Annotated in this window: 15 protein-coding genes and 1 pseudogene; 5 read left to right on the top strand and 11 right to left on the bottom strand. The window is 69.0% G+C overall.

All coding sequences use genetic code 11. The features are described from left to right. Positions 1–20 precede the first annotated feature (20 nt). The 7 genes from AACH11_RS21895 to AACH11_RS21865 form a co-directional block, all read right to left on the bottom strand. Positions 21–1118, bottom strand: coding sequence for an NADH:ubiquinone reductase (Na(+)-transporting) subunit F (locus tag AACH11_RS21895; protein WP_341376408.1), 1098 nt, complete (start codon positions 1116–1118; stop codon positions 21–23). A gap of 19 nt (positions 1119–1137) precedes the next feature. Beyond that, positions 1138–1500 carry a phenol hydroxylase subunit P4 gene (locus AACH11_RS21890; RefSeq protein ID WP_341376407.1) on the bottom strand — a complete coding sequence of 121 codons (363 nt, stop codon included), beginning with the start codon at positions 1498–1500 and terminating at the stop codon, positions 1138–1140. A gap of 23 nt (positions 1501–1523) precedes the next feature. After that, entirely contained in the window at positions 1524–3212 is a 1689-nt protein-coding gene (locus tag AACH11_RS21885) for a YHS domain-containing protein (protein WP_341376406.1), read from the bottom strand. A 10-nt stretch (positions 3213–3222) separates the two neighbouring features. After that, positions 3223–3549, bottom strand: coding sequence for an MmoB/DmpM family protein (locus AACH11_RS21880; RefSeq protein WP_341376405.1), 327 nt, complete (start codon positions 3547–3549; stop codon positions 3223–3225). A 44-nt stretch (positions 3550–3593) separates the two neighbouring features. Beyond that, on the bottom strand, positions 3594–4592 hold the full coding sequence (locus AACH11_RS21875) for a ferritin family protein (RefSeq protein WP_341376404.1): 999 nt from the start codon (positions 4590–4592) through the stop codon (positions 3594–3596). A 49-nt stretch (positions 4593–4641) separates the two neighbouring features. Further along, a complete protein-coding gene (locus tag AACH11_RS21870; protein ID WP_341376403.1) occupies positions 4642–5025 on the bottom strand; it encodes a phenol hydroxylase subunit in 384 nt (127 codons plus the stop codon). A 552-nt stretch (positions 5026–5577) separates the two neighbouring features. After that, positions 5578–5961 carry a hypothetical protein gene (locus AACH11_RS21865; RefSeq protein WP_341376402.1) on the bottom strand — a complete coding sequence of 128 codons (384 nt, stop codon included), beginning with the start codon at positions 5959–5961 and terminating at the stop codon, positions 5578–5580. A gap of 39 nt (positions 5962–6000) precedes the next feature. Here AACH11_RS21865 and AACH11_RS21860 point away from each other — a divergent pair, with 39 nt between their 5' ends. Next, on the top strand, positions 6001–6420 hold the full coding sequence (locus AACH11_RS21860; RefSeq protein ID WP_341376401.1) for a type II toxin-antitoxin system Phd/YefM family antitoxin: 420 nt from the start codon (positions 6001–6003) through the stop codon (positions 6418–6420). Between the two features lie 14 nt (positions 6421–6434). Beyond that, entirely contained in the window at positions 6435–6833 is a 399-nt protein-coding gene (locus AACH11_RS21855) for a type II toxin-antitoxin system VapC family toxin (protein WP_341376400.1), read from the top strand. 107 nt (positions 6834–6940) lie between these two features. On the opposite strand, the gene AACH11_RS21850 is transcribed toward AACH11_RS21855, so the two are convergent. The 4 genes from AACH11_RS21850 to AACH11_RS21835 form a co-directional block, all read right to left on the bottom strand. Next, positions 6941–7339 carry a hypothetical protein gene (locus AACH11_RS21850; protein ID WP_341376399.1) on the bottom strand — a complete coding sequence of 133 codons (399 nt, stop codon included), beginning with the start codon at positions 7337–7339 and terminating at the stop codon, positions 6941–6943. Positions 7340–7619: 280 nt separating this feature from the next. Further along, positions 7620–7934, bottom strand: coding sequence for a quaternary ammonium compound efflux SMR transporter SugE (sugE, locus tag AACH11_RS21845; RefSeq protein ID WP_341376398.1), 315 nt, complete (start codon positions 7932–7934; stop codon positions 7620–7622). Between the two features lie 118 nt (positions 7935–8052). Beyond that, positions 8053–8199 carry a hypothetical protein gene (locus tag AACH11_RS21840; protein ID WP_341376397.1) on the bottom strand — a complete coding sequence of 49 codons (147 nt, stop codon included), beginning with the start codon at positions 8197–8199 and terminating at the stop codon, positions 8053–8055. Between the two features lie 481 nt (positions 8200–8680). Then, a complete protein-coding gene (locus AACH11_RS21835; protein WP_341376396.1) occupies positions 8681–9661 on the bottom strand; it encodes an IS481 family transposase in 981 nt (326 codons plus the stop codon). An 830-nt stretch (positions 9662–10491) separates the two neighbouring features. On the opposite strand from AACH11_RS21835, the pseudogene AACH11_RS24845 reads away from it, so the two are divergent. From AACH11_RS24845 to AACH11_RS21825, 3 genes and pseudogenes are all read left to right on the top strand, one after another. Then, positions 10492–10944: pseudogene (locus tag AACH11_RS24845) on the top strand (IS110 family transposase); the annotation flags it as partial. Between the two features lie 162 nt (positions 10945–11106). Then, entirely contained in the window at positions 11107–11286 is a 180-nt protein-coding gene (locus AACH11_RS24840; protein ID WP_423228798.1) for a transposase, read from the top strand. A gap of 4 nt (positions 11287–11290) precedes the next feature. After that, the coding region (locus AACH11_RS21825; protein WP_341376394.1) for an IS5 family transposase at positions 11291–11835 on the top strand (545 nt) is incomplete at its 3' end.

Below are 11835 nucleotides of genomic sequence, written 5' to 3'. Positions count from 1 at the left end.
CGCCCCGGCCCCGCCCGGACTCAGACCCGCCGGAACACCGGGCTGCGCACGCGCTGGGCGTCGGCGGCGCTGAGGAACTGCTCGGTGTGGATGTCGCGCTCGAACAGCCGGCCCTGCATCAGCGCGCCGATCGCGGCCTCGACCATCGCCGGCGGGCCGCACAGATAGGCCTTGCGGCCGCGGAAGTCGCCGTCGTGCAGCGCGACGGCGGCCTCGTGCGCCCAGCCGCGGGCGCCGTCCCAGCCGCTGCCCTCGGGCTCGTGCGAGAGCACCGGCAGGTAGCGGAAGTGCGGGTGGCGCGTGGCCAGATCGCGCAGCAGGTCGTCGTCGTAGAGCTCCTCGCGCGTGCGCTGGCCGACCACCAGCGTGATCGGCTGCGGGCAGCCGCGCTGCAGCAGCTCCAGCACCATCGCACGCGGACTGGCCAGGCCCGATCCACCGGCGATGAACAGCAGCGGCACGCCACCAGAGGCCGCCGGTCCGTGGGCCGAGCCGCGCACGAAGAAGCGGCCGTAGGGCCCGGCCAGGCGCAGGCCCATGCCCGGGCGCAGCTGCCCATGCAGCCAGCCGGTGGCCGCGCCGCCGGGCACGCGGCGCACGTGCAGCTCGATCTCGCGCGTGGCCGTCACCTCGTGTGGCGGGTTGGCGATCGAGAACGCGCGGCGCAGCGGCGGGCCACCGGCAGGGTCGGGCACTTCCAGGTTCACGTACTGGCCGGCCTGGAAGGGCAGCGGCTGCTCCAGCTGCAGGCGGATGCGGCGGATGGTCGGCGTCACCGCCTCCGACAGGCTGCACACCGCGTCGACATCGCGCACCGGGATGCTTTCGGCATCGGGGTCGTCCTCGATCTCGGCCTCGATCGTGGCGTCGGACTGCAGGCGCGCGCAGCAGGCCAGCGTCAGCCCCTCCTCGCGCTCGAAGTCCATCAGCGCGAAGGGCGAGGCCTCGCCGTGGTCGACCTCGCCGTCGCTCACCCGCACCTTGCAGGTCGCGCACAGGCCGTGGCAGCAGGCATGGGGCAGCCACAGGCCGGCGCGCAGGCAGGCCTCCAGCACGGTCTGGTCCTCGGGCACCTCCAGGCTCTGGCCCAGGGGTTCGATGCGCAGGGTATGGGCCATGGGGCGGGCTCCGGTGCGCTCAGAAGGCCACGCCGTGCAGGCCGGCCAGATCCGGCGTGCGCAGCTGCAGCAGCGACTTGTGGCCCAGCCCGTTGTCGGCCAGCGAGGCGGCCGGATCGGGCGTGAACGGCGTGTCGTCGCGCATCCATTCGGCGCGTGTCCAGTCGATCCGCGCGGCCTGCGGATGGCCGGCGTACAGCGTGGGCAGCACCTGGTCGCGCAGCGCCGCGAAGGGCATGCCGGGCGGCACCGGGATGCAGTGCGGGGTGGCGTACATCAGGTGCTGCTCCCACAGCACGTACAGCAGCTGCTGGCCGTGGAAGTGCTCGGCGCTGTCCTTGCGGTCGCCGTGGTAGTCGGGGGTGATGGCGCGGACGGTCATCGGGTGTCTCCTGGGGATGGATGTCAGGCCTGGGCGGTGCCGGCGTCGACCGCTGCCGCCGGCATCGGCTGCATCGGATCGTGCAGGCTGGCGCTGCGGCCGCTCCAGGCCTGCCAGTTCAGCGCGTCGACATGGCCGGTGAAGTCGCCGCCGTCCAGCCCGGCGGTGATGCCCATGTAGCGCAGCGCCTCGACCAGCGGGTTGAAGCCCGGCGCCGTCGGGTCCACGTCGGGCTTGAAGTAGTGGCCCTGGTAGATCTGGTGCACCGGCAGATGGGCATGGACGTACTTCTCGGGCTCGGCGCGGAAGATGTCGCGGCAGCCGTCGGAGCAGCAGTGGAAGCGCTCGCCCAGATAGGTCTCGGCGCGGTGGCTGATGCGTGTCGGGTCGCCCGGCTCGGTGAACAGCAGCGGCCACTGGCAGACCTGGCACAGCATCGGCAGCGTGGCGTTGGCGAAGGGCCTGCCGGCCGCGGCCTCGGCCGCCCAGTGCGCGTAGCGCGGCCGGTAGTACCGGTCGAAGGTCTCGGGGTACTTGGCCGACAGCCAGTCCTGCTCCTCGGCGCTCGGCAGCCAGACGGCGAAGCCGGCCGCATGGCGGAACTGGTAGAAGGTGCTCCACAGCTGGTGGCTGACGTGCTGCTTCTCCTCCACCGTCTGCTCGGCGTACTTCGGCGGCCGGATGCCATAACGGGCCAGATCGGCGAACAGCGCGCCGCCGTTCTGCTCGTAGTAGATGCTCCAGGCCTCGGCCCAGCTCATCACGCGCTTGGGCAGCATGTAGTCCATCATCGCCGCCACCAGGCTCAGCAGCCGGTAGCCGCGCCAGAACCACTTGTCGATCCAGCCCTGCACGATGGGCACGTTGGCCGGGTCCTGCTCCAGCAGGAACTTGATGACCTCGATGCCGAGGGTCATGTGGCGCGCCTCGTCGCTCTGCGCCGAGAAGCCGAAGCTCACCGTCGACATGTCGCCGTTGTAGGCTGCGCCCGACATCCAGGGCATGAAGACGAGGTTGGTCAGCACGTACTCGAAGGCGAAGCAGATGCCCACCACGAACTCGAACGGACCCGAGGCCACCGCATCCTCGAAGAAGCTCTTGGGGATCGACAGGTACCAGGTGCGGTCGTACTGCTCGGGGAAGTTGGACATCCCGGCGAAGTACTTCGCGTAGTGCGACAGCGCGTGGGTCTGGGTCTGCGCGTGGCGCAGCTCGTCGATGGCCTGCATCTGCGCGGCGATGCGCGCGGCCGTGCCCGGAAACTCCCGTCCGATGATGCAGAAGCCCCGGTGCGACGCGTACTCCATGCCGATCACGCCGTTGATGAACAGCTTGAGCGCCTGCACGTAGCGCGCATCGCTGACGTTCAGGTGCGCGCCGTTCTGCTGGAAGGCGTCGAGGATCGCGTAGAGCTTGCGCTCCTTCTCGCCCTGGTACTTCCAGTAGGCGTCCATGGTCAGGCGGAACGGGTCCTCCCAGGCGTTCCAGTCGTGGATGACGATGCCCTCGAAGCGCGCGGTGCGGAACACGTCCTCGGGCCTCTCGTAGTCCGGCTCCCAGCCCAGATCGCGGGTCAGCAGCGCGTAGTTCTCCTTCAGGCCCAGCTTGCGTGTGGCGGCCGTTGCGGCGGTGGCCGTCGGGCCGGCGATGCCCGGATGGGCCTGGCCGCCGGCGCTGCGGGTGGCTTCGGCGGTGGTGTGGCGGTCGGTCATGCGCATCTCCTCAGATCGTGTGCCAGGTCAGGACGAACTCGTCGTCGCCCTCGTCGACCTCGCCGGACAGCGAGATCAGGTTCAGGTGCAGCTCGCGCAGATCGAAGTCGCGGCCGCAGGCCTCCTCGATCGAGGCGCGGCGCAGCACCAGGCGGCCGGGGGCGTCGATGCGCACCATGCCGGGGTACTCGTGCACGCGGGCCAGCGGGTTGTCGGCCCGCACCGCCTCGATGATGGGCAGGGTCTCGTGGTTGGCCTGCAGGGCGATGAAGACCGGCGGGCGGGCGGTGGCGTGGCTGGCCGGGGTGTCGGCGGCCGGCGGGCTCAGGGTGTCCATGGGGCTTGTCTCCTCTCAATGATGGGTGGGCCTGGTCGGCGGACTCAGGAGCGCACGATGCCGGCCTTGGTCAGGCGCCGGGCCAGCGCCTCGCGCGCGCGGTCGAGTGCGGCCGGGGCCTCGCTGCCCAGCGCCAGCTCGGCGATCGGCACCAGTGCCTCGCCCAGGCGCGCGCCCCACTGGCCGGCCCAGTCGGCCAGCTGCGCGCGGTTGGCCTCGTTCTCGGCGGCCAGGGTCTTGAGCAGGGCGTCGATCCAGCGGCCGTGGTCCTCGTGCCAGCGCAGCGGGAAGTCCAGCACCGTGGCCAGCACGGCGCTGCCGTGGCGGTGGCTGAAATCGGCCTCCCAGTCGCGCAGCAGCAGGCTGTGCAGCAGGGTGTCGCACAGGGTCTGGGCCAGCAGCGTCTGCGCCCAGTCGCGGCTGACGAAGCTGGCCTCCAGCGCGCCGCGCAGCGGCTGCCAGGCCGGGTGCGTCAGCCACTGCCGCTTGGCCTCGGCCAGGCTGCGGCCGGTCTGGCCGTCCAGCAGCAGGCCGATGCGCGAGTGGTGCTGGGCCTGGCCCAGCCGGTCCATCATCGCCATTGCCGCGGCCTGGGTCAGCGCCGTGCCGTAGCCATAGGCGCTGACGTAGGCGAAGTTGGTGTTGGCCGCCCACTCCACATGGCGCAGCGGCAGCAGCACCTGCTGCAGCTCGTGGCGGGCGGGCTCGGGCAGACGGGCCAGCTGGCCGCGCTGCTCGACCATCTCCAGCTGCCGGTCGGCCGCATCCTGCTGGCGGGCGCGGGCGATGGTCCAGCTGCCGTAGTAGTACTGGCGCGGGTCCTTCAGCGCGTACCAGTCGGCCATCGTCAGCGCGGTGCGGCGGGCATCCCACAGATCACGCTCGGGGTCCCACAGCGGCTTGTAGTGGAAGTTGGTCGTGCTCTGGATGTCGTAGGCGCCCTCCTGGTAGCGGCTGGCCGGCTTGTCGCCGAAGCGCTGCGCCAGGTGGGTGAAGCTCTGACGCAGCGGCTTGACGCTGCGCACGCGGATCTCGACGGTCATCGGGGCTGTCTCCTGTGGTGGTCGGTCAGGGGGAAATCCAGGGCGGCATTCAGGCGGTGGGCATCGGCGGCGCGGACGGCGGCCGGGCCTCGCGCCAGCGCGCGGTCTGCGCATCGAGTGCGGCCGACTGCGCCGCATCCAGCGGCTGCACCGCGTGTTCGGCACAGAAGCGGGCGAAGGCGGCCGCCGGCAGGATCAGCTCGGCGCTGAGCATCGGATCGCCGATCGACAGATCGAACTCGACGAAGCCGTCGGGCCGACGCTCGCGCACCCGCACCCAGCAGGGCAGGCCGGCGGTCGCGGACGGGGTGGAGACGGGCGGCAGCCCGGCGGCCGTGGCGTCTGCCGCGCTCCTGGCGGGGGCCGCGGTGTCGGTGTGGATGTCGGTGTCGGTGTCGGTGTCGGTGTTTCTGGCGTGTGCATCAGCAGGCATGGCGGGCACTCCGGTTCAGCGCCGGCCGGGCTGTCTGCGTTTGCGCAGCGCCGGCCGTCCTGCGGGCTGAAGTGCGAGGCGCGTGCCAGAAGCGGTCGCCGGCCGGCGCACTGCGGGTAGTTCCGGAGGAGGTCGGCGCCCGACGCGGCTGGACGAGCCGGATCCGCCCCTGCCGAACCCCGCTTCCGGCCCCCTGCACCCGCTGGCGCGGCCCGTGACCCACCGCCGACGGCCCTGGGGCCCGTCCGTGTATCCGGATCAGCCCCAGGGCCGGGCGAATCCGGATGTGGAAATTTCCGCAGGGGCCGGCGCGGCGCCCACCGCCGTCCCTGTGCAGGAAGCCGCAGCCCGGAGCCGCGCCGCCCGCCACTGTTGCGGCACGCCGAGGTGCAGCACGCTGCGCCCAGCGCAGCGCCACCGCCGCGCGCCGGATCCAGCGCCTGATCGACGACTGCGGTGCAGCAGGTGAGCACCGGCAGCGCCCTGGTGCGCAACGCCGGCCAGGCGCTTCCCGGCGCGGTCGGGCCTGGCCCGCAGGGCGGCCTCGGCCGCTCAGTCCCGCCGGTGGCGGTCGGGTGCGGCTAGGGCCGGTGCATCCGCCGCGGGGGGCTTCGCCTTCCGTGCCGCGTCGGCGGTGACATCACCATCGATGTCTGCGCCAGCGGGCGGCCAACGGCCGAACAGCGCCTGAAGGATCCGGTCGCTGAAGTCCGCGGGGCTGTCGACGGCGATCGGGGCGTCGGCGGACGCGGTGGCCTCGGCCGAAACCTCGACGACCCCGTCGAGCCGGCCGGCGTCATCCCCGGGCCAGGCGCCCAGATCCAGCACATGGCCCGGCTGCGCCAGCGCGCGGGCGTGGTCGGCCGCTGGCTCGGCGCCGGGCTTGGCCACGGGGATGGCCTTCAGGGCGAGGGCGGCGCGTTCGGCGGGGGTCATGTGCGGGCTCCGTGGTGTGTGGGCGACCGCTCCGCGCGCATGCCGCCGATGCGCGGACGCCAACCGTCTTCAGTCGAGAAAGCCGCCGCGGCGGTGATGGTAGCGGGCGTCCTGGCGCCCACGTCCAGTGGCCGGGGCGGGTTTGACGGATACGGTCCGGTGCTGCAAACTGGTCAGATGACTGGTCAATCAGGGGTTGCCATGCAGACATGGCCCGTTCAGGACGCGAAGGCGCGTTTCAGTGAGTTTCTGGATGCGTGCCTGCAGGAGGGGCCACAGATGGTGACCCGACGCGGCGCGGAAGCCGCCGTGCTGATTACGGTGGACGAATGGCGCCGGCTTCAATCGGCGGCGCGCCCCTCGCTCAAGCAGCTTCTGCTGTCCGATGACGCCCGGGCTGACCTCGAACTGCCCGCGCGGGGTCAGGCCCGGCGCCGCAAGGCGGAGCCTTTGCCGTGAGGCCGAAGTACCTGTTGGACACCAACGTGGTGTCCGAGCTCCGCCGACCGCGCCCCCATGGCGGCGTGGTGGCGTGGCTGCAATCGCTGGATGACGCGCAACTGCACGTCTCTGCCGTGACCCTGGGCGAGATCCAGGCCGGCATCGAGCTGACCCGGCAACAGGATCCCCGCAAAGCGCAGGAGATCGAGGGCTGGCTGGAGCGCGTGGCCGGCAGCTACGACGTGATGCCGATGGACGCCGCCGCCTTCAGGGCGTGGGCGCGCCTGATGCACGGGAAGTCCGACACCCTGTACGAGGACGCCATGATCGCTGCCACAGCCCTGGTGCACGGGCTGACCGTCGCGACCCGGAACGTCAGTGACTTCCACGCACTGGGACTGGACGTCTTCAACCCGTTCACTGCGACCTAGACCGGACGTTCCCGAGGGGCGACGTTCAGGCCGGCACGGGTCGCAGCGACCCGGCCCCGACAGGAGCAGACATCGCCGTGACTTCACGGTGACGCGATCTGGGCCGCTCAGTTCAGCGCATAGCGCGTCAGCACGAAGGCATCGCCGCGGCCGTTGAAGATCACGCCGCCCACCAGCTGGCTGCTGCTGGTGCGCGCCAGCACGCCGGCGGCCGTGCCGTTCGGCGTGCCGCTGAACGAGGACGCGCCCTGGTAGCCGGTGAACGTGCCGCTGGCCTGCGTGCCCGAGGTGCTGACCGAGCCGCGGTAGAGCACATAGGGCGAGGCATCGGTCTCGATCGCCCACATCTCGCCGGTGCCGGTGACCAGCAGGCCGAAGTCCTCGGCGCTCCAGAAGCCCTCGCTGATGCCGGCCGAGCCGGCATCCGAATCCCCACCACCGCCGCCGCAACCGGTCAACGCCATGGCCGCCAGCGCCAAGGCGCCGGCCCAAGTTCCATAGCGCATCTGCCCTCCCTGGGCCCGCTTCCAGGTGATCCGATCCGGGTGTGCGCGGCGCACCCCGGGCGCCACCGTGGCCGCCACCGCTTCGATCGGGCGATGTCGATGCGACCGTGGTGTCGCTGCGGCTGCCACCTGTCGCGCACCGCATGTAAAGGATTGTGAAGCGGCAAGCGAGGTGCGAGGACGCTCACTCCTCAGGTCAGGGAGTCGGGCGAGGTCAGGACAAGAACGAGGCGGTGAGGGTGAGCCGTGGTGCGCCCAGACCGTATCCCCCCGCCCACCGTCAGCTCGCCAACTTGAGACCGACGACGCCTGCGACGATGAGCCCGAGGCTGGACAGCCGCCCCAGTGTCGCGGGCTCGTCGAACAGGACCATCCCCAGGATCGCGGTGCCCACCGTGCCGATGCCCACCCACAGGGCATAGGCGGTGCCGAGCGGAATCGCCTTCATGGCCAGCCCGAGCAGGCCGAGGCTGGCCACCATGGCACCCACGGTGAGCGCCGTGGGCACAGGCCGCGTGAAGCCATCCGTGTACTTGAGGCCGACGGCCCAGCCCACCTCCAGCACGCCTGCAACGAACAGAAGAAACCAAGCCACGCGAACACTCCGAACCATGACATCCGGATTGTGCGGACTCACCCGCGCGATCCCGCTGTTGTAGCGGAACCACCCACGCGGATCAGGCGTTTGCGTGACCGCCGGTCGACCGACCGGTTCACTTGTTCTTCAGCTTGCCTTTGGGCATGACGGCGGTCATCGGCGCCGTCGGCCGCGTGGAAACGGATGACGAATCCTTGGGTGCGCTGGTGTCCTTCTTGGGCTTCTTCACCATCTTGTTGCTGCGCTGCTCGCCTTTGGCCATGGCACGTTCCTTCCAAAAATACGTTGAGGTGTGTGCGGCGCATTGTGTACGGGATGGGCGCGGGTCGGGCGCTGCTGCGCGCACCGGACCCGGAGCGCTCGTCGACCGACGGCTTGACCACATGCCGAGGCACCGTCGCCACGCTGTGACCTGAGCCCGCGACCCGCCACCTGACAGACATCCCCCTCTTCCCACACGCAGACGCGAGCGCAGATCGTCACCACAGGTCAGACCGGCAGCAGGCAAGCTCGATCACTCGCATGGGCCTTGTGCCCGTTGAGCGAATGGAGCCCTGCTGAGCGGTTCGTATCTGGGGCCTCGGCCTTGAGCGCCGAAACAAGCCCGCCTGTAGATGTGCAGTCTGTTCCTTGTCGGTGCCATCGTGGCGCTCGGGATTGCGAACGGGAAGTCGGTGCCGGTGCGTGGCCGTCAAACTCAGCTTTTCAAGCCGTTGACGCGGAGGGGAGTCCCTGTAGAAGGGTTAGGTGTCGAGACCCGTGAGATCCTTTGGCCGCTTCTTGAACAAGTCGGGTGACTTGGCGCGCCAGGACTTGAGGGCATGGAGTGGCGTGAGATGGTCCAGAGCGCGCTGCGGGATGCGGGTGTTGTAGACCTTGACGTACTGCAGCAGGGTCTGCTCCAGCTCAGCGGCGCTGCGGAATCGGGTCTGTGCGACGACCTCGGCAATGCGAGCGTTGAAGCGCTCGACCAGGCCGTTGGTCTGGGGATGCTTGGGCGGACACAGACGGTGCTCGATGCCCAGGGCGCGGCAGCGAACGTCGAAGTGGTGCTTACCGCTGGGGGTCCTGGATTTGCGCTGGAAACGGTCGGTGAAGCACGCTCCGTTGTCCGTCAAGAGCTTGTCGATGCGCATGGGCGCCGCCTCGTGCAGGCGGTTGACGAAGTCCACCGCACTGGTGGTTTCCATGTCCGCGTAGATGCGCACGAACACCCAGCGCGTGGCGCGGTCAATGCCCACGTACAGATAGCGCCGCGCGGTCTCGTCGGGCATCTGCGGCAGGTACTTGATGTCCACGTGCACGAAGCCGGGCACGTAGTCCTTGAAGCGCTTGGGCGCGGCGGTCTGGGCCGGCTGCCCGCTCGCAGCCGCCTGCAACTCGCGCAGGTTGTTCACCCCGTGGCGGCGCAGGCAGCGGTCCAGCGCCGAGCGTGAGGCCTGCGCGTTGACGAACTCGCGCGTGACCACCAGCAGGTCGTCCAGGGGCAACAGCAGCAGTCGACGCAACTCCACCACGATGGCTTCCTGCGCCTCGCTGAGGGTCGTGCTGAGCTTGTGAGGCCGATGACTGCAGTCTTGCACGCTGTCTCGCCCCTGCCACTTCGCCGCGGTCGGCTCGGAGATGTTGTACCGGCGGGCCAACTCTGCCGGGCTGTCCGTGGACGCCTGGATCTCGGCTCGTACACGCGGCGTCGTGCGTGCCTGCGGGTGGATCTGGCTCATGTCGTCGACCTCTGTTGCCCGTTGCTCAACACCTCGCCCATGACCTGTCTTGCTCGGTACAGCGGCCAGCTGCGAGTGGGCCAATGATCACATGGGACCCAACAGTTAGGCCGCACTGGGCACTTGGCTGCAATGGCTGCCTACCTCTGATTGCGCGATCTCGAATAGTTCGGGAGGAACGTGGGAGAAGACGCTTACACAGGCGTTCTCTCCAGTTATGAAGTACTCGGGCATTCCTGGCTGCGTGTCGCGCTTCAGAAATCCTTCGCGCTGCGACTCTTGCTCGAACCAGCCTCCTGCCTGAATTCTGAATATGCTTCCGTTTTGAGTTGAGCAGGCGGGCCAATACTCCAGAAGATCACCTTCATCAAGAACTCTATGACCTTCAGCACCGAGGAAGCGGACTCGCCAGATGCGACCTGTAGCTTGCGACTGAAGATCGACGTGTGTCTCCTTCGGGGTGAAGGTGAGGCAAACGACGTCCAAGTCGCGTGGGAGGTCTTGTGCTTCGTGTAGTGCAACGACATTCACTTTGTACGGCCTAACGGAGTCCCTGTAGAAGGGTTAGCGACCCAATCGGCCCGCCCCGCCCGCAAATCGTCCCGAAGAAACTCCTGGCACCAGCGAGGCGAGCGTGGCAAGGTAGAACGTGGCGCCGGGGAAGACCGATACGGCAATGGTGCGCACTGCCCGCGGGTTAGCGTGGTCTTGGGCTGCGGCATCGACATTGGTGAGCCGTTTGGCTGGTGTGCAGCCAGCCAGGCAGCATCCCGTTTGAGAGAGTGATCACGACGACGAGCCCGATCCGGCGCCACTTTCCATTTCGCATGATGGAGGACGCCGTGGCCGCACGCAATCGCAGTTTGAGCCGCAAGGGGTTGGAGTTGACCCACCCGAACGCGGCCGGTATCGACATCGGCAGCGCCAGTCACTACGTGGCTGTGCCCGCTGACCGCGACGACCAGCCGGTGCGCGAGTTCGCCTCGTTCACCGCGGATCTGCACCGCCTGGCCGACTGGCTGCAGACCTGCGGTGTGGACACCGTGGCGATGGAATCGACCGGGGTGTACTGGATCCCGCTGTTCGAGTTGCTCGACGCGCGGGGCTTCAATGTGCTGCTGGTCAATGCCCGACACGTCAAGAACGTCTCGGGCCGCAAGAGCGATGTGCTCGACTGCCAATGGCTGCAGCAGTTGATGAGCTACGGCCTGCTGCGTGGCGCGTTCCGGCCGGACGACCAGGTGTGCGTGCTGCGCGCCCTCGCTCGCCAGCGCTCGACGTTGGACGCATTCGACTTCTGCGGCCAGCAGCTTCAGGAGTGCGACGAGGAAATCGAGGCGCAACTGCAGCGACTGCACATCACCGAGATCGAGCCCGACAAGGGCAAGAAGCGCAGCAAGGCGCGTAACGCGCCGAAGTTCGACCTGCGCACCCGCCTGTTCCAGATGTGCGGCGTGGACCTCACGCGCATCGACGGCATCGACGTGACGACCGCGCTGGTGGTCGTCAGCGAGATCGGCGCGGACATGAGCCGATTCCCGACCGACAAGCACTTCGCGTCCTGGCTGGGGCTGTGTCCGGGGGCTCTGTTGCACAAAGCGAGCGGCCGCGTGCTCGTAGACTGAAGCTGTGAGCGAAGCGAAGAAGAAGCGGACGAAGTACCGCACGACGAACTGGAAGGTCTACAACGCGGCGCTGAAGGCGCGGGGGGCGTTGACGATGTGGCTGGACCGGGACATGCAGTGGCTGGCTGCGCCGTCGGGCAAGCGCGGTCGCAGCCAGACCTTTTCGGACGCGGCGATCCAGTTCTGCCTGAGCATCAAGTGCCTGTTCGGGCAGGCGTTGCGTCAGACGTTGGGGCTGGTGGAGAGCCTGCTGCGGCTGGCGGGGCTGGACTGGCCGGTACCTGACTACAGCACGGTGTGCCGACGCCAGAAGACGCTGCAGACCCAGCTGAGCTACCGTCCGAGCGCCGAGCCCTTGCAGCTGCTGGTCGACAGCACGGGGGTCAAGTTCCTCGGTGAGGGCGAATGGAAGCGCAAGAAGCATGGCGCCGAATACCGCCGCGAGTGGCGCAAGGTGCACCTGGGCATCGACGCGCAGACGCTGGAGATCCGCGCAGTTGAAGTGACGAGCAATGCGATTGGCGACGCGCCGATGCTGCCCGAGCTGCT

The organism is Pseudaquabacterium rugosum (assembly GCF_038066575.1).
Taxonomy (GTDB): Bacteria; Pseudomonadota; Gammaproteobacteria; order Burkholderiales; family Burkholderiaceae_C; genus Pseudaquabacterium; species Pseudaquabacterium rugosum.
This window is presented reverse-complemented; position numbering and strand designations above follow the sequence as displayed.